Source organism: Halorientalis brevis (genome assembly GCF_023077655.1).
Genome location: NZ_JALLGV010000005.1, coordinates 152,886 through 166,324, shown reverse-complemented (window position 1 = coordinate 166,324; position 13,439 = coordinate 152,886). Strand labels below are relative to the sequence as shown.

Annotated in this window: 24 protein-coding genes; 1 reads left to right on the top strand and 23 read right to left on the bottom strand. The window is 60.4% G+C overall.

Going from position 1 to position 13,439, the window contains the following annotated elements; all coding sequences use genetic code 11:
* Positions 1–614 precede the first annotated feature (614 nt).
* The 3 genes from MU553_RS12750 to MU553_RS12740 all read right to left on the bottom strand — a co-directional run bounded on the left by MU553_RS12750 (position 615) and on the right by MU553_RS12740 (position 2,564).
* Positions 615–1,223, bottom strand: a complete 609-nt coding sequence (locus tag MU553_RS12750; RefSeq protein ID WP_247378385.1) for a hypothetical protein — start codon at positions 1,221–1,223, stop codon at positions 615–617.
* 69 nt (positions 1,224–1,292) lie between these two features.
* The gene (locus MU553_RS12745; RefSeq protein ID WP_247378384.1) at positions 1,293–1,919 is read right to left on the bottom strand and encodes a tyrosine-type recombinase/integrase; all 627 of its coding nucleotides are present in this window, start codon (positions 1,917–1,919) and stop codon (positions 1,293–1,295) included.
* Between the two features lie 126 nt (positions 1,920–2,045).
* A complete protein-coding gene (locus MU553_RS12740; RefSeq protein WP_247378383.1) occupies positions 2,046–2,564 on the bottom strand; it encodes a hypothetical protein in 519 nt (172 codons plus the stop codon).
* 187 nt (positions 2,565–2,751) lie between these two features.
* On the opposite strand from MU553_RS12740, the gene MU553_RS12735 reads away from it, so the two are divergent.
* Positions 2,752–3,012, top strand: a complete 261-nt coding sequence (locus tag MU553_RS12735) for a hypothetical protein (protein ID WP_247378382.1) — start codon at positions 2,752–2,754, stop codon at positions 3,010–3,012.
* A gap of 48 nt (positions 3,013–3,060) precedes the next feature.
* Here MU553_RS12735 and MU553_RS12730 read toward each other — a convergent pair whose 3' ends face one another.
* The 20 genes from MU553_RS12730 to MU553_RS12635 form a co-directional block, all read right to left on the bottom strand.
* A complete protein-coding gene (locus MU553_RS12730; protein ID WP_247378381.1) occupies positions 3,061–3,303 on the bottom strand; it encodes a hypothetical protein in 243 nt (80 codons plus the stop codon).
* The gene (locus MU553_RS12725) at positions 3,300–3,494 is read right to left on the bottom strand and encodes a hypothetical protein (RefSeq protein ID WP_247378380.1); all 195 of its coding nucleotides are present in this window, start codon (positions 3,492–3,494) and stop codon (positions 3,300–3,302) included. Before MU553_RS12725 ends, MU553_RS12730 begins: the two co-directional genes overlap by 4 nt.
* Entirely contained in the window at positions 3,491–3,667 is a 177-nt protein-coding gene (locus MU553_RS12720) for a hypothetical protein (protein ID WP_247378379.1), read from the bottom strand. The genes MU553_RS12725 and MU553_RS12720 overlap by 4 nt, the downstream gene beginning before the upstream one ends.
* A complete protein-coding gene (locus MU553_RS12715; protein ID WP_247378378.1) occupies positions 3,664–4,128 on the bottom strand; it encodes a hypothetical protein in 465 nt (154 codons plus the stop codon). Before MU553_RS12715 ends, MU553_RS12720 begins: the two co-directional genes overlap by 4 nt.
* Positions 4,128–4,652 carry a hypothetical protein gene (locus MU553_RS12710; RefSeq protein ID WP_247378377.1) on the bottom strand — a complete coding sequence of 175 codons (525 nt, stop codon included), beginning with the start codon at positions 4,650–4,652 and terminating at the stop codon, positions 4,128–4,130. The genes MU553_RS12715 and MU553_RS12710 overlap by 1 nt, the downstream gene beginning before the upstream one ends.
* Positions 4,652–5,140 (bottom strand): hypothetical protein, encoded by a 489-nt coding sequence (locus MU553_RS12705; protein ID WP_247378376.1) that lies wholly within the window; start codon positions 5,138–5,140, stop codon positions 4,652–4,654. Before MU553_RS12705 ends, MU553_RS12710 begins: the two co-directional genes overlap by 1 nt.
* Positions 5,140–5,625, bottom strand: a complete 486-nt coding sequence (locus tag MU553_RS12700; protein ID WP_247378375.1) for a hypothetical protein — start codon at positions 5,623–5,625, stop codon at positions 5,140–5,142. Before MU553_RS12700 ends, MU553_RS12705 begins: the two co-directional genes overlap by 1 nt.
* A 1-nt stretch (position 5,626) precedes the next feature.
* Positions 5,627–6,319: a hypothetical protein gene (locus MU553_RS12695; protein WP_247378374.1), complete on the bottom strand. Its 693-nt coding sequence runs from the start codon at positions 6,317–6,319 to the stop codon at positions 5,627–5,629.
* Positions 6,316–6,702: a hypothetical protein gene (locus MU553_RS12690; RefSeq protein WP_247378373.1), complete on the bottom strand. Its 387-nt coding sequence runs from the start codon at positions 6,700–6,702 to the stop codon at positions 6,316–6,318. Before MU553_RS12690 ends, MU553_RS12695 begins: the two co-directional genes overlap by 4 nt.
* A 3-nt stretch (positions 6,703–6,705) precedes the next feature.
* Positions 6,706–7,047, bottom strand: a complete 342-nt coding sequence (locus tag MU553_RS12685; RefSeq protein WP_247378372.1) for a hypothetical protein — start codon at positions 7,045–7,047, stop codon at positions 6,706–6,708.
* A gap of 74 nt (positions 7,048–7,121) precedes the next feature.
* Positions 7,122–7,394 carry a hypothetical protein gene (locus MU553_RS12680; RefSeq protein ID WP_247378371.1) on the bottom strand — a complete coding sequence of 91 codons (273 nt, stop codon included), beginning with the start codon at positions 7,392–7,394 and terminating at the stop codon, positions 7,122–7,124.
* A gap of 10 nt (positions 7,395–7,404) precedes the next feature.
* Positions 7,405–8,124 carry a hypothetical protein gene (locus MU553_RS12675; protein WP_247378370.1) on the bottom strand — a complete coding sequence of 240 codons (720 nt, stop codon included), beginning with the start codon at positions 8,122–8,124 and terminating at the stop codon, positions 7,405–7,407.
* Positions 8,125–8,127: 3 nt separating this feature from the next.
* The gene (locus MU553_RS12670; protein WP_247378369.1) at positions 8,128–8,604 is read right to left on the bottom strand and encodes a hypothetical protein; all 477 of its coding nucleotides are present in this window, start codon (positions 8,602–8,604) and stop codon (positions 8,128–8,130) included.
* A gap of 2 nt (positions 8,605–8,606) precedes the next feature.
* Positions 8,607–8,918: a hypothetical protein gene (locus tag MU553_RS12665; RefSeq protein WP_247378368.1), complete on the bottom strand. Its 312-nt coding sequence runs from the start codon at positions 8,916–8,918 to the stop codon at positions 8,607–8,609.
* An 81-nt stretch (positions 8,919–8,999) separates the two neighbouring features.
* Positions 9,000–9,164, bottom strand: coding sequence for a hypothetical protein (locus tag MU553_RS12660; protein WP_247378367.1), 165 nt, complete (start codon positions 9,162–9,164; stop codon positions 9,000–9,002).
* Positions 9,161–9,940, bottom strand: coding sequence for a hypothetical protein (locus tag MU553_RS12655; RefSeq protein ID WP_247378366.1), 780 nt, complete (start codon positions 9,938–9,940; stop codon positions 9,161–9,163). The genes MU553_RS12660 and MU553_RS12655 overlap by 4 nt, the downstream gene beginning before the upstream one ends.
* The gene (locus tag MU553_RS12650; protein ID WP_247378365.1) at positions 9,937–10,593 is read right to left on the bottom strand and encodes a hypothetical protein; all 657 of its coding nucleotides are present in this window, start codon (positions 10,591–10,593) and stop codon (positions 9,937–9,939) included. The genes MU553_RS12655 and MU553_RS12650 overlap by 4 nt, the downstream gene beginning before the upstream one ends.
* Positions 10,583–11,128: a hypothetical protein gene (locus MU553_RS12645; protein ID WP_247378364.1), complete on the bottom strand. Its 546-nt coding sequence runs from the start codon at positions 11,126–11,128 to the stop codon at positions 10,583–10,585. The genes MU553_RS12650 and MU553_RS12645 overlap by 11 nt, the downstream gene beginning before the upstream one ends.
* A gap of 94 nt (positions 11,129–11,222) precedes the next feature.
* Positions 11,223–11,771, bottom strand: coding sequence for a hypothetical protein (locus MU553_RS12640; RefSeq protein ID WP_247378363.1), 549 nt, complete (start codon positions 11,769–11,771; stop codon positions 11,223–11,225).
* On the bottom strand, positions 11,768–13,363 hold the full coding sequence (locus tag MU553_RS12635; RefSeq protein ID WP_247378362.1) for a hypothetical protein: 1,596 nt from the start codon (positions 13,361–13,363) through the stop codon (positions 11,768–11,770). The genes MU553_RS12640 and MU553_RS12635 overlap by 4 nt, the downstream gene beginning before the upstream one ends.
* Between the last annotated feature and the right edge of the window lie 76 nt (positions 13,364–13,439).

Here is a 13,439-nt window from a genome sequence, read left to right as displayed (position 1 = left end):
CGAGACAAGTACACCCAAGGAAATCTCAGAAAAAGATTACATAGTCCGAAGCCGACAACAGGTTTCTAACCGCCTGAATAAACTTTCTGAACACGGGTTAGTCAAAGACTTAGGAAATGGTGTTTATCGAATTACAGAGCGAGGTGAGGGGTATCTACGGGGTGAAATAAATACTTCAGAGGATGCACCGGATGAGGTGAATAATCACGCGAGCAACGGCGGTCCAACGGTGGGGGACAATCAGGAGCAAGCGTAGAGTATGCAGGCCATTCGACAGAGAAAGTCGGCTGAATGGATGGTGCAACTTGACGAACGAATCTTAGAAAAAATCGCCTCTGAGGGTTGGTCTACGCCCACTATTATGGAAAAGTCAATCGAATTCTCTGCGACAAAAGGCCATATTCGGAACCGGTGTAAACGACTTCAGTACGCCGGCCTCATCGCGCCGATACACGGCGAGATGTACGAACTCACCGGCGAGGGACGGCGGTATCTTAACGGCGATCTCAACGCGCGGCACCTCCCCTACCCGAACGCTGCTGCCGTGTTCAAAAGATGGTCGTTTCCGCCGGGATGGAATCCTGGTCCTCGTCGTCTGAGGTTGTAGCTACGTTCTATTCCTGCTCTCGATAGGCTGCTGCCACTTCGACTACAGCCACGTCGTCATCGAGATTGCTGGGCGGATCGGCCCATCCAGCATCCGTGTTGTCGACGACGAGCGCGAGATCGCCAGGGTTCAGCGTTTCTGATTGCTGGTCCCCCGTCGATTCTTTTGAATTCATGAGGACGCGGAACCGGTTTCCGCTTTCGAACTGATTGAACTCGTTTCGGGTGGTCACGAAAACGTCAATATCGGGGCCTTGACGAACTGTGAACTGATATGCCACCTTTGCCTGACTGTCCGGTGAGAACGCGTAGACCTGGTATTCATCCTCGTGAACTCGGATTTTCTCGTTGGCTATCTGGACAGCCTCTGGCGTTGGTTCAGGGGTTGGTTCGGGTGTTGGTTCCTCTGTCGGAACCTCTTGGACGATCTCCTCGGCCTGCTCGATACCACTCTCTGTTTCTGTTGCGGTAGCCGTCTGAGTCTGAGTCTGGGTCGGCTGCTGGGTCTTAGTGTTCTGATTGTTGTTCTGGTTGTTGTTCGCTCCGCCCGTGTTGATTTCGACACAGCCAGCCACAGAAGCGATGCCCAATCCCGCAAGCAGTTTGCGCCGTCTCATACACGCACGAAATGCAATGGGGCGAACAAAACAGTTCGTATATCCTTACAGCCAGTCTACTTTTCGCGCTCACACACTGTCGAAGTGGTCGTATTTCTGTTCTGTCGTCGCCAGTCTGGAATGGCGTAGCCGGTTCCTGACATTGTAGAGTGTGTAGCCATCGTAGATGTGGAGCATCCGGTATGCAACGCTGTGGCGGAGCGTGTGGGCCGTCACGTCGTTGCTCTCACCGCGACCGGTGAAGGTGTGCGGTCGCACCTCTGCCCGATCTGCGAGCCGCTTCACGATGTCGTTTATTCCCTTGCCTGTCAGTCGGTCGGACTTCCGCGACGGGAACAACGCCGGGCTGTCGTCGTCACGAGTCGAGAGATACGACCGGAGCGTTCGCGCCGTTCGCAGGTCGCCCTCTTGGTCGATCTCGATGGTCACCGGACTGGGACTGTTCTCGTTCGGGTAGTCTTTCTGGATGTGTCCAGGCAGTCGTAGCTGCTCGTCGTCGAGGTCGAGCATGTCGCGGTTGACCTGGGACAGCTCCTTGCGCCGAAGGCCGGTGTCGTAGAGCAGAGTCACGATCGCGTCGTCGCGCTGACCGTGCCGACCCTCGTGGGCGGCATCGCGCATCTGCTCAATCTGCTTCGGCTTGAGAAAGTGAATGTTCGTTTTCTCGTTTCGGGGGGTGTGCGAGGTGGTTCCCATATAAAGACATACGGGTTCCAGGCATTCGAATGTTTGGGTCTACCTATGAGAAACGAACATTCAAATTTTCCAAACTACAGACCACTCTGATCATCGGTAGTGGATTAATTCGCCGCCAATCACTTCTCATTGGGATTCTGCATGCTCGTTTAGAAGGTTCAGCGCGGCGCGTCGGTTCTTTTTTAATTCGTAGAATGATGTCTCAATCAAACTAAACCATTTATTTCTGGCGGTGGATGCTTGTTGCTTTGCAGCGTGACGGTCTTCTTCGATTTCCCGGTATTGCCGACTTGCTATATGAAAAGCTTCTATATGACTTTGTAATTTTTCAACGGAGCCGTAAAATTGAATCACTGCTGAAGCTTCCTCATCTGTAAGCAATCCCAATTTGTGGCTGCTATTTTCATACACATCCTTTGAAAACGATCCCTTTTTAGGTAAATTACGAGGACCAAGTTCAAAGTCCTCCACGTGATTCATTGTCTCAATCTCGGAGATTAGTGAACTCCGTAATGAAACCATTTCTGAGTGTTCTTGACGGGTTTCCTTCCGTCTTTGAACCAAGTAGTTTCCTAGAGATCCAATAATTCCGCCAATAATCCCTGAACTAAGAGTGGCTACTTCCGTAGAGATTGTAATTTGCATATTTGGGAAATAACCGGTTGTAAGATATGATTTTTGAATATCACTCGAGGCGGCCTCTGTATCAAAAACGCACACGAACTTAAAGACAAAAGCGGGGTCAATTACGCGCAGTCTGTGCGGGAACGACAGTAAGTGAGCAGGGTACCCGCAAGTTTGTAGAGGTGTCCGGAAATAGGAGATAGCGGAAATGACGGATAATTCAGATGAGTTAGAAGATTTTGATTCAATGAGCTTTGATGATGCCCTGGATGCCCTGGATAAAGCCATCGTCAAGATGAGCCGGCGTATCTGGAATGGCGAGTTTGACGAGGAAACAGAACAGCGGAGAATCGACCGTCTAAACGCATTAGCAAATGCTGTAGATGCTCGCCGACGAGCATCTGAAGAAACGCCTGATGTGACTCTGGCGGAGTTACTAAGCGAAGAGCAAGATTCTGCCAACGAATAACGTTGGACTGTTTGTGTCCGACTCTGTCCCGAGACCCGGACACTCGATTCACGTCATGACGCCAGCCAGCCACACCTTCCAGATGTGGTCCAACGGCGTCCAGACGCCGAACACATGGCTCACAGCGTCGTCGGCAGCGATGTAGAGCCCCAGCAGCGTCAGGACCGCGCCGGCTTTGTCGTAGGGGTCCCACACCAACGCGAAGCCGAACAGCATGACGCCAACGCCGATGTAGAGATGGTGCGGGAGGAAGATGCCCCCGTCCGGCACCGCCTCGGCTGGGAACCTCACGATTCGCCCCCCGCGTCGACCTCCTCGATCTCTTCGGCCGGAGCTGTCGGAACCTTGTTGAACACCCACCGGCCGAAGCCCTGCATCTGTCGTAGCCCGTACTCTGTCGGAACGGTCATGCCTGCGAGCAGGCAAAGGACCGTCCACGAGACCGCCGTGATCGTTGCTTGATCGAGTCCGAATGGTGTCATGCCTTGGCCTCCCGTTTCGCTTCGCGTGCTGTCTTGAGGGCTGTGCTGGCCGTCTCGCGTGCCTCCTTGTCCGTGCCGACCTTGCGGGCGTTCTGAACGCTCACGCCCAATACAGCGAGGTCGAGCGCGACCAAGACACCGACGCCCGAAACAAATGTCGCGGTCTCGATCATGCCGAGGCACCTCCTGCCTCCGCGATCTCCGAAGGACCGCCGGCTGAGATGAACAGAAACAGCACCAGCGCCGCGCCAACGGTCATGAACGGGTGTTCTATCAACGGGTTCATCCAGGCCGGCGTGCCTGCCTTCGCAGCGTCGGTTGCCACGTCGCCGCCCAAGTCGATCGCCTCGTCAGCGAACCCGCCGTCCGGCCGATCATCGAACTGGCGAGGGATCGAACCAACGACCTGGTACACAGGTCCCTGGCTGGTCTCCTCCGGGGGGGCGGTCAGGATTCCATCGTCCGTATGATCGCTTACGTCGGCCTGCTCGCCCGGTGACTGTCCGGGGAGGTACGTATCGAGATCAGCGAACCCGCCGCCCGGCGTATCGTCGAACTGCCGTTGTGCGGATCGAGACAGACCCTCAGCGAAGTTATCGTATGCGTCCGCTGCGCCATCGAGCAGGCCGCCCATCAGCGACCCCTCCCGATTGCGACTGCTGCGACCGCGGCCAGTGCGATCGCCGCGAACATCATGGTCTGCTGGTTCTGCTGCTGTTGGGCGGCCTCGTTGACGGCCTGGTCGGCGCTCCCGGTCTGGTAGAAAATCCGGGAGAGAGTCGTTTCCGGCTGCTGGGTCGGCTGTGCGCCGTCCGGGGTGGACTGATAGTCCTCGTCGGTCGGGTCGAGCGTGATGTCTCCGAGCGGGTTGATGTCGAGACTCCCGTCATCGTCCACGACCGTCTCCGAGCCGGCGACCTCGCCGTCTTCCGTCACGGCCGAGTCTGGGGGAGCCGTCACGTCCCCGTCCTCGACCTGCCAGTTGAACGGGTTTTGCACGCCAGTCGGAACGTGCTGGGGAGTCTCGTCGCCGCTATCCGTGCTGTCGCCGCTGCTTCCTCCGCCGCTGCCGGAACCGCTGTCAGACCCGCCGAGATTCAGCGGGTCGGGACCGTCCCAGATAGCGCCGTCATCGTCGGAGGCGAGCCATCCCCCCATCAGGCACCCCCTCCTGCTGCGAAGTATGCAACAGCCGCCGCGGCTGCTCCAACGGCCAGCATCTCCGTCTGTCCCATGCTCGGGATCGTGCCGGCCGCCTGTCCGATCACGGCCTGGCCGTTGGTCCCGGGCGTGGTGGCCTGCTCGGTCGTGGTGACCTGCTCGGTTGCGGATTCGAGCTTCGACTCCACCTTATCGGCCGTCGTGTTCTCGCCACTGTCTCCGATGCCGGTGTCATTGCTCGCGAACTGATCGGTCAGCGCCTGCCGGGTGTCCGACGAGATCAGACCGGCCTCGACGGCCTCGCCGGCTGCAACGTCGGCCTCGACCTCGTCGCCCGACCATTCTTCTGTGGCCTCATGCGCCGCCAGGTTGCTTGAGACACTGCCATCCTCGTTGATGGTCGTGTGGTCGTTTTCCCACGCGTACTCTTCCATCGCCGTTATCTCGCCGTCTCCGTCCGTGTCTGCCTCTGGAATGTACTCCATTAGTTGCTCCTCCTGGCCGCGATCACGACGCCGATAGCGACCGCCGCCGCGATCATATGCGTCTGATTGATTGCCGGTGCCTCCTGCTGCTGATTGCTCGTCTGGCCGCCCGATGCGGGCTGCTGCTGAGTGGGCGTCTGGCCGCTCGTGCGGCCGTCTGGGGTCGAGTCGGGAGACTGACTGCCGCCGCCTGACGAGCGGGCCTGCTCCTGTTGTTCAAGCTGCCGAAGCGCCTCCTGGAGCGCCTCGAAACTGTCGAATTGAGACGGGTTTTTGATCCGTGCATCCTCTCGGATTTCTTGAATGCTGGACCAGCGTCCACCAGTTTCCTTTGAGACAGTGCTCCAGCCGCTATCAATCATCAGATGCCCGCCGGGCTTGTCAACCCAAAACAGGAGTTCACTCGCCGAGTGGTCCTGAATCCAACTGACCTTGTCACCAGGGGGATAGGGCGGCTCCCAGCCGAAACCAGAGTTGACCGGCATGTTAGAACGTCACCCGTGGAATCATCGGATTTTGAACTTTCAGATACGGCCATTCGCCGGCGCTCAGGCCGGTAACATACCCGTTTAGGTCCATTGAGATGGTTTCCCCTGCGTCGATAGTTCCAGACCTGTCCGATTGGTCGGACATAAACACGGTGTAATTGCCACTTTCGTTTTGATTGTAGAGGTCCCAACTTTCGACGTAAATTGGAGGGTGATTAACCCTATCCCCAACCATCCAAACTTCCGGAGTGCCCGCATTGTCGAGGGTTTCAGTTGGCGGTGTGTGGTGCGCGTTCGCACTGCTGGCGTGGTCGTTCAACTCGGTTTGCGTCGCCGGGTCGAACCCGAGTTTCGCCAGCGTCACCGCTGCGTCAGCAAGCTGCGTTGAGCTGACCGCGCCGGCCGCGATCTTCGCCTGTGTGACGGCGTCGTCCGTCAGGCCGGACGTGCGGATCGGGAAGGCGTGGTGACTGTCCTCGGCCACGTCGACTAGCGCGGTGTGCGACTCGACGCCCGTGGGGTGCCATTGCCCGTCAGTCCCGAAGATGTAGTATTCGCCCTCGTTCGTGCCGTCTCCGTCCGGGTCTGCTGAGGGATCATACCACAGTTCCGTTTCGTCGGGGTCCGCCGGGGCCGACGTTTGCACGTAGTCAGGCCCCGAGGAGCCGCCGCCGGTGAAGTTCGCCGTCATCGCTCGAACACCACCGTAACCGTGTCTCCTGCGTTCGGGGTCTGCACCCAGATCGCGTTTGTATCGGCCACGGCAGCCGAGAACGCCTGGCCCTCGCCAGTCAGCGGCACTTCCTGGGCGTCGGAGTCGCCCACCCACACGATGCCCGAATTGCTCGGATAGTAGATGATCGACACGTCGACGCCGTCGGGGACGCTGTTGCTCGGTAGTTGCTCAGCCGCTGTGCCGCTCGTGCTGTACGCGAAGGTCGGTAGGGCGTCCTTGTTCGCGCCCTGCTCACGGACGGATTCTAGCCGTTCGTCCGTCGCCGCATGAGCTTCGTTGCCGTCCTTGTCGAGTGCCTCTTTGATGGCCTCGATCTCGGTAGTTGTCTCCGTTGGCATCGCTCACTCCTCCCAGCCCACGAGTTGCGTGTGATACGTCCGTGGGTTGCTGCTCAGGTTTTTGATGATGAGCTTCACGTCGTTGTTCGCCCGCTTCGCCGGCCGCCACATCCCGGCCATATCGTCCACGTCGGTCGGCGGGAGCGCCGCCGGCCCATACACTGTGTTTCCGTCGAGTTCAACCCGATAGGACGAGTCTTTGAACTTCGACATGGCCGGCGTCACGATGCGCAGCGTCGTGCTCGACTGCTTCGGCGTGACGGTGATCGTGGCTTTCTGGCCGGGATCGAGGGCGACCGTCTCCGGCTCGCATAGCGCCAGCGCGTCGGGTGGCACCTCAGGCATCGTCAGGCGTCCCCCCGAGAATCTTCTCGTGCTCGTCCTCGATCTCCCGCTTGTCCATGTCCTCGACATCTACCTCAGTTCCGTGCATCGCTCACCTCCAAGTACAGCAGCACGGACCAGGCGAGCAGCTGCACCATTGCCGCGACGACGAGCACGTCCTCACGGGTCCAGCCGCTCTGGTCAAAGAACGAATCGAGGTGACTGTTCACCGTCTTCCCGCCGGTCTGCCCGACGTTGACGGACGAGTCCACACCGCTGGGGGCCTGCTGGGCCGGACTCCCCGACCCCGTCGGCACCGTCATGGTGTGGTACTGTCCGCCGCCAGGGTCATCATAGAGTCCTCCCATGATCACCCTCCTACACCATGTCCAGCCGGTTCTTCACGACGGTTTCCAGCGGGTCCAGTTCGTTGTTCTTCCGGTGGATCGGCACCGAGATGAGCGCGTTGCGCGGCTTCGCGTCACCCGTTCCCGACCACTTGACCGGGTACGGCGCGTCGATGTAGATTTCGAGCCGCCAGTCGGTCGGGATCGCGCCGCCGAAGGGGTCCGAGAACTCGAAGGTCAGCGGGTCCCGCGATTGGTCCCGCAGGTTGACCATCCCGGCGTCCCGCTCGTCGAGGTCGGCATAGTAGTTGCTCGGGGCGGTCTTGCGGATTTCCAGCCGGGCCTGGGCGTCTGTCATGTACCAGATGTCGACAGAGGCGTCTGCGTCCGTGTTCGCCAGGTCCACGGTGTTGGCCGCGTAGTCGACGGTCACGTCTGCCGTGGCGTCTGCACCGCCCTCGAAGACCACCACGTCCTCGGACACGCCGTCGGCGTCGATGACGTTGTGATCGAGGTTGATCGTCTCGGTGTCACCCGCCGCGCCGTCGGTTGTGTAGGACTGATACGCCGGGATGTTCACGTCGTACCGGGCATTCTCGCGGACGACAACCGGCCGAATGGCCTTCCGTGTAGCAACGCGTGAGCGGTTGCCCGTCTCGTTGGCCGACAGGTCGAAGTCCGATTGGGTCAGCGGTCGATTCTTCCCCGGCATCTGCTGCATCGCCTGAAAGACGGATTCAGCGTCTGCCACGGTCTACACCTCCTGAACTGCGTTCTCGCTGATGGTGACGCGACTGCCCACCTGCGACCAGTCCATCTGCGCCGAGGATTGGATCGACACGTACAGGGTGTCGATGTCCTCGACGACGAGTTGCCGGCCCTTGAGGATGTGCTTGATAGCGTCGATGTACTCCTCGTTCTGCTGGTCCTTGAGGTCCAGCGTCAGGTAGTCGCGGATGTGCCGGTACGGCTCGGTGACCGTCTGCCGGTCATCGTCGTTGGGTGCCTCGAACTGAAGCGCGACCTTCGTGTCCTGGGGGAGCGGGTCGCCGTTGGAGTCGTAGAAGCCACCGAAGATGGGGATACCCGGCTCGTTGCCACGTGCCACGTTCGGCGAAATCAGCCACGTGAGGCCGTCCTCGGGCTGAAGTTCGAGGATGGGCGTCATCTCACCCGGCGTGTTCTGCATCTGCGTTGCCTCGTCGCTGATGTTGGAAAGCTGGCGTCCCATGTTCAGCTCCCCCCTGCGTTGGCCGCGGCCTGGTTGATCGACTCCTTGACCCCGACTCGCTGCGCGAAGGCGTCGAGCGTGTAGAGCGCGCCGCCAGTCGCCAGTTGTCGGTTGAAGCTGCCGCCGTAGGCGTAGCCGACCGCGGCCACACCGACGCCGTAGGCTTCGTTCGGCACGTCGACGGGAAGCATCCCATCGAGCGCACCCTGTGCGACTGCCGACCCCATGTACGCCCCGCCGACCGCGGCGGTCTGCATCCAGAGTTCTTCGTCTGCCAGTGCGTCGAAACTGTCATCCAATCCTGTATCTGCCATCGCAGGCAGTCATAGCGAAGACCCCGAAAAATAACCCCAGTCGCGCCTCTAAACGGTGATTTTGGAATTAGTGACCGCTGGTTAACGGTGGTGACTCCGACCGCCCCAGTCGCGCATCATCTCACTCACGACGCGAGTCCGGTTCACTTCGTGGCCTGTCTCGGCCTCGATCTCCTCTTTGATTTCGAGAAACCGGTCCGCCATCTCGCCCCGTAGAACGACGGGGAGACGTGTACTGTTGCTCATGAGTCGGCTCCTAATGGTTTCAGTTCGTTACCTTCAGGACTGTAGTGCGTTGACTGCATGGTCAGGTTCCCCGAATTGACCCGTCTCCGGTCGCCGTCTGTCGTCGAGTAAATCCACTCAGACCCCGTCAGAGACCCCCCATCATCGACGAACCGGGTAACTGGTTTGCCGTTGCGGTCGATCTCCGAGGGGACAGTGACGTTATTCACCAGTGGATTATGCACTTCCTCGTTGTAGTCCACTGTACGGCCGATCTTGGCCAGGTCAGAGTCAGAGGTGAACCCACCAAGAATCCGAATATCGGCCTGTGCGATAACGGTCTCGTCAAGTTCTGAGAGCCGCTGGGTGACCCAGAGCGACGTAACCCGCTCGCCCCGCCCGGTCGTCGCCAGACCGCGGATGTCGTCGGGATAGCCGAATCGCTGGGGCGCCAGAAAGTGGGCCTCATCGATCAGCAGCAGCACGGACTTGTTGATGGAGCGGGCAGCAGCCGCGAAGTTGGCCAGTTGCTCTCGCCAGGCCTCGTCGTCGACAGCGCGGGCTACGACTAAGCTCTTGTTCGTCTCAAGCATCCGCTTCCAGCCATCGACAGACAGCAATTCTGTATCGCTGAGACCCACCCACGACGAAAAGCCGGATTTGATAAATCCGCGGTATTCGTCCTTGTAGTCCCAGAGAACGACGCGGTCATGGCTCTCATAGTTCTCCTCAGCATACTGCTGTGCCAACCACGACTTTCCCCAGCCGGATTGTCCAGCAAGTAGCGCCCTGCTCATGCCTGGTTTTCGAGTTCTTGAATCCGCTCGTTCTGCTGCTCGATGCGCTCCTGCAGTCGCTTGATGTGCTCGGCCAGTTGCCGGATGAGACGGTTGTGGTGGTCGATGTTGCCCGCGAGTAGCCGGCGCGTCTCGGCCCCCTGGTCCCAGTTGATAACACGACTTACCAGCACGGAGAGCGGGACACCGAAGCGGTTTTCCGCGACGTTTGCGGCTGTCTCGGCCAGGTCTGCCGGGCCGGCGTCGGACAGGGGCGTCTCGACAAGCCCCCGGCCGTGGGCTTCGGCGTGCCAGGCCCGGATTCGCTCGCGCCACTCCTCGCCGTCGAGTCCAACCAGTTGCTCGGCCTGCTCGGCGTTATCGAACCACCGAGGAGCGACTTCCTCGAACCACCAGCCGCGGAAATTCTGGTTGCTGATCGCGTCCGCAACACCGAGCAGCAACCGCTGGCGGGCCTGCTGGTCGTGATGAAGGGTCTTGTCCTCCATTCCGGCCGCTCGGAGCGCCTGGTTGAGCGCCTGGGCCTGCTCGTGCTCGATGCCGGCCGCAATGTTCGTCCCGACTTGGACGTGAGGAATCTCTGATGGCGTGATTCGCCCGGCTAACCGCTCTGCTCCGGCCTCTCTGACCTTGTCGAAGGGGTTAGAAACCATCGAATCCCTCCATCGCGTTGCTGGCCAGCGCCGGGTCATCCATCGCCACGAGCATGGGGAACATGAGCGTCATCAGCATCGCTGCCTGGCCTGGCGACAGTTCGCTCATCCCGCCCTGCGTTCGGAGCCATTCGTCTACGTACTGGTCGATTTCGAGTTGCCGCGCCAGGTCGGCGTACTCGTCCATCGCATCGGCTTTGTCCTCGTCGAGTTCGCCCCAGCGGTCCCGAGCCACAGCTGCGCCGAGGCCCAGCGCGTTGCAGTAGATGTCTCCGATCGAGGTGTCCATCTGGCCGGGGTCCATCCCGCCGAGGTCGTCGACGTCATCGCCGGCCTGCTCGTCGTCGCCGTCGTCCTGGTCGTCGCCCTCGTCGTCGGGATCGTCGGCTACCTCGTCACCGACGGCCGACCAGTCGGCCATCTCGTCGTCCTCGATCTCGGGTTGCTCGTCGGCGTCGTCGGTGTCGGGAGTTGGTTCGTCAGGTTCGGGAGCGTCGTCGGGAGTGGGGTCGTCGGGATCATCGTTCGTGCTCATGCAGTGGCCTCCGTTGAGTCGGTCGTCGGGCGTTCGCAGATGGGGCAGTCGCCGTCTACCGCGTGGTAGTGGACGTTACACTCGGTGCAGTACTTCATTCAGGAACCAGCCCCCCGCCCGGCCCGTCCGTTTTCCCGCTGATCTCGGTGTCTGCTGGCTGCTCGTCGCTCTCCTGCTGCACTGGCTGACCTGGGTCGTCACCGGATCGGAACCGGTAGACTACCACGATGGACACCACCAGCGCGGCCAGAACGAGCGCCGTCGTCAGGCTGATCGGGATGCCCACCCCGCCACTGCTTGAGGTCGGCTGAGTGGTCTGCTGGTCGTCGCTGTCATCGGTCTGCTGGCTTCGCTGGCGTTCCAGTTCTTCGGGAGTTGGCATGTCTTCGGTGTCGTCCTCGTCGCTCTCGTCGTCGCTCTCTGGGTTTTCCTCGTCCTCCGTTTCGTTCCCCTCGTCGGGGTCGTCGTCCACCTCGTCGGTGTCTGCGTTGGTCTCGTCGGCCTGTCCTTCGACTTCGTCTTTCAGTTCCTCCCAGTCGTGGCCGTCGTCGCCGCTGCTGACGATGTGGCCCCGCACCGATGCGAGACCTTTCCCGTCGTCTTCCGGGCCACAGACCGGGCAGTAGTAGGGTTCTGGTGTCATGCGTAAGCGAGAATCCCGCCGTCGTTGTCTACGGCGGCGTCTTTTGCTTCGGCGGCGGCCGTGTCGATCTGGCCGCTATCGCTCTTGTACGATACCTCATCCGGCTTTACGCGCCGCGTGAACTCGCCGGCTACGTCGGTCGCGGTCGCTCGGTCGGGGAGACCGCTGGCGACGGTAAACGTCAGGTCGTCGGGGCCATCGAGCAGGACGCCAAACTGGCCGTCGTCGCCGACCACTTCGAGGGTGTGCGGTCCGCCGCTGTACTTCACGGCCGCCCCGCTTGGGGCCTTCCGCTCGACGTACCAGGCCGCAGGGACGGCCTGATTGGCCTCCGTGGCGTCTGCACCGGTCAGCGTGACCTGCTTCTCCTCGGCCGTCTGCTCCGATTCTAACCCCACGTTCAGCGTCCCCTGCTGTTCCTGTGCGAACTGGCCCCCTGAACTGGTACCAGATTGGTGTACGGCGGAACCGTCACTGCTGGCCTGTGTTGGGGCCTTCGGAGGGCCAGATTGGCCCCTGCTGGGGAGGTCGTCGGCCTCGATCTCGACCTGCTGCCGGCCGACTGGAGTTGCTGCGGCAGAGCGGTCAAGGAAAGTCACGATGGACTCTTTGGGGCCACTCGCTACCGGGTGATCGTGGTCGGAGTGGTCTGCATGGCACTCGTTGCAGTCGTTTGCTGCTTTTCGCAGGATGTCAGTCAGGACAGCCTGTGTACCCTCTAAATCGGTAAAATGCAGTGGGGGCTGATCGTGGTCTGCCCGGATGCTGTTGACGGCCTTCGCGGCCTGCTGGGCGTTCTCCCACTCATCTCGGACTGTTTCGAGGGACTCAGATAGGGCCTCGACGGCTCCCTGATAGCCCTGCCATGCACGAGATATGGCCCCTCGCTCCCGGTCGGAGAGGGCTGCGGCTTCCGCAGGGGTTGGTTCGACCCGTTCCGAGGGGTCATTTTGGGGTTCGTGATGCTCGGGCAGCTCCTTTTCGTCGGGATCGGCAGGCGGTCGCGGTGCCGGCTCCCGGCGAGCGAGAACCCTGTCCGGGTCTAAATCGCACTCGTTGGCGATGAACTCGCAGGCTTCGGGGTCTCCGTGGGCACAGTGCCCGGCTGCATGGTCGCACGACTCGGATTTGGCCTTCCGAGACCCTTCAGCCGCCTTTTCCTGCGGGTCCGTCTCCTCGTCCATCCGCTTTCCGCGCTCGTCGCGGGCTGCTCGTTGGGCCGCTTGGCGTTGCTCTCCCTCGGTTTGCAGGTCTTCGGACCAGTACGAGAGCCAGTCCGTCACCCCTTCATCGAGGAAGATACCCTTCGCTCGTCGGGCCTTCGAGATGTGAACCTCGGAAAAGTCGATTTGGTCTTTCTCACGGTCTGTTAAGTCCGTCGCGTACCCGCTGGTAGACCCTTCTCGGGAGTCGTCGGCGTCCCTTCGAGCGGCTTCGAGCACGTCGTCGGGCGTGTCCGAACGGAACGTGACGGTCTTGTGAGACCGGTTATCGTCGGGACACAGGTGGTCCGCGTAGTCCTCGCGGGCCTGGTTGGCCGCGCTCAGACTGCCGAACTTTACTGTTGGAATTGTCGCACCTCCATGCCACAACAGAGAGGTATCTACGTGTTAAAACCTATCAACAAACAAATAAATAATCAATTAATCAAATAACGGCCGGGAAGGG

Bases quoted from the DNA above. Each gene is read 5' to 3' on its own strand.
- MU553_RS12750 (WP_247378385.1), bottom strand. From the start codon at position 1,223: ATGAGACGGCGCAAACTGCTTGCGGGATTGGGCATCGCTTCTGTGGCT.
- MU553_RS12745 (WP_247378384.1), bottom strand. From the start codon at position 1,919: ATGGGAACCACCTCGCACACCCCCCGAAACGAGAAAACGAACATTCAC.
- MU553_RS12740 (WP_247378383.1), bottom strand. From the start codon at position 2,564: ATGCAAATTACAATCTCTACGGAAGTAGCCACTCTTAGTTCAGGGATT.
- MU553_RS12735 (WP_247378382.1), top strand. From the start codon at position 2,752: ATGACGGATAATTCAGATGAGTTAGAAGATTTTGATTCAATGAGCTTT.
- MU553_RS12725 (WP_247378380.1), bottom strand. From the start codon at position 3,494: ATGACACCATTCGGACTCGATCAAGCAACGATCACGGCGGTCTCGTGG.
- MU553_RS12720 (WP_247378379.1), bottom strand. From the start codon at position 3,667: ATGATCGAGACCGCGACATTTGTTTCGGGCGTCGGTGTCTTGGTCGCG.
- MU553_RS12715 (WP_247378378.1), bottom strand. From the start codon at position 4,128: ATGGGCGGCCTGCTCGATGGCGCAGCGGACGCATACGATAACTTCGCT.
- MU553_RS12710 (WP_247378377.1), bottom strand. From the start codon at position 4,652: ATGGGGGGATGGCTCGCCTCCGACGATGACGGCGCTATCTGGGACGGT.
- MU553_RS12705 (WP_247378376.1), bottom strand. From the start codon at position 5,140: ATGGAGTACATTCCAGAGGCAGACACGGACGGAGACGGCGAGATAACG.
- MU553_RS12700 (WP_247378375.1), bottom strand. From the start codon at position 5,625: ATGCCGGTCAACTCTGGTTTCGGCTGGGAGCCGCCCTATCCCCCTGGT.
- MU553_RS12695 (WP_247378374.1), bottom strand. From the start codon at position 6,319: ATGACGGCGAACTTCACCGGCGGCGGCTCCTCGGGGCCTGACTACGTG.
- MU553_RS12690 (WP_247378373.1), bottom strand. From the start codon at position 6,702: ATGCCAACGGAGACAACTACCGAGATCGAGGCCATCAAAGAGGCACTC.
- MU553_RS12685 (WP_247378372.1), bottom strand. From the start codon at position 7,047: ATGCCTGAGGTGCCACCCGACGCGCTGGCGCTATGCGAGCCGGAGACG.
- MU553_RS12680 (WP_247378371.1), bottom strand. From the start codon at position 7,394: ATGGGAGGACTCTATGATGACCCTGGCGGCGGACAGTACCACACCATG.
- MU553_RS12670 (WP_247378369.1), bottom strand. From the start codon at position 8,604: ATGGGACGCCAGCTTTCCAACATCAGCGACGAGGCAACGCAGATGCAG.
- MU553_RS12665 (WP_247378368.1), bottom strand. From the start codon at position 8,918: ATGGCAGATACAGGATTGGATGACAGTTTCGACGCACTGGCAGACGAA.
- MU553_RS12660 (WP_247378367.1), bottom strand. From the start codon at position 9,164: ATGAGCAACAGTACACGTCTCCCCGTCGTTCTACGGGGCGAGATGGCG.
- MU553_RS12655 (WP_247378366.1), bottom strand. From the start codon at position 9,940: ATGAGCAGGGCGCTACTTGCTGGACAATCCGGCTGGGGAAAGTCGTGG.
- MU553_RS12650 (WP_247378365.1), bottom strand. From the start codon at position 10,593: ATGGTTTCTAACCCCTTCGACAAGGTCAGAGAGGCCGGAGCAGAGCGG.
- MU553_RS12645 (WP_247378364.1), bottom strand. From the start codon at position 11,128: ATGAGCACGAACGATGATCCCGACGACCCCACTCCCGACGACGCTCCC.
- MU553_RS12640 (WP_247378363.1), bottom strand. From the start codon at position 11,771: ATGACACCAGAACCCTACTACTGCCCGGTCTGTGGCCCGGAAGACGAC.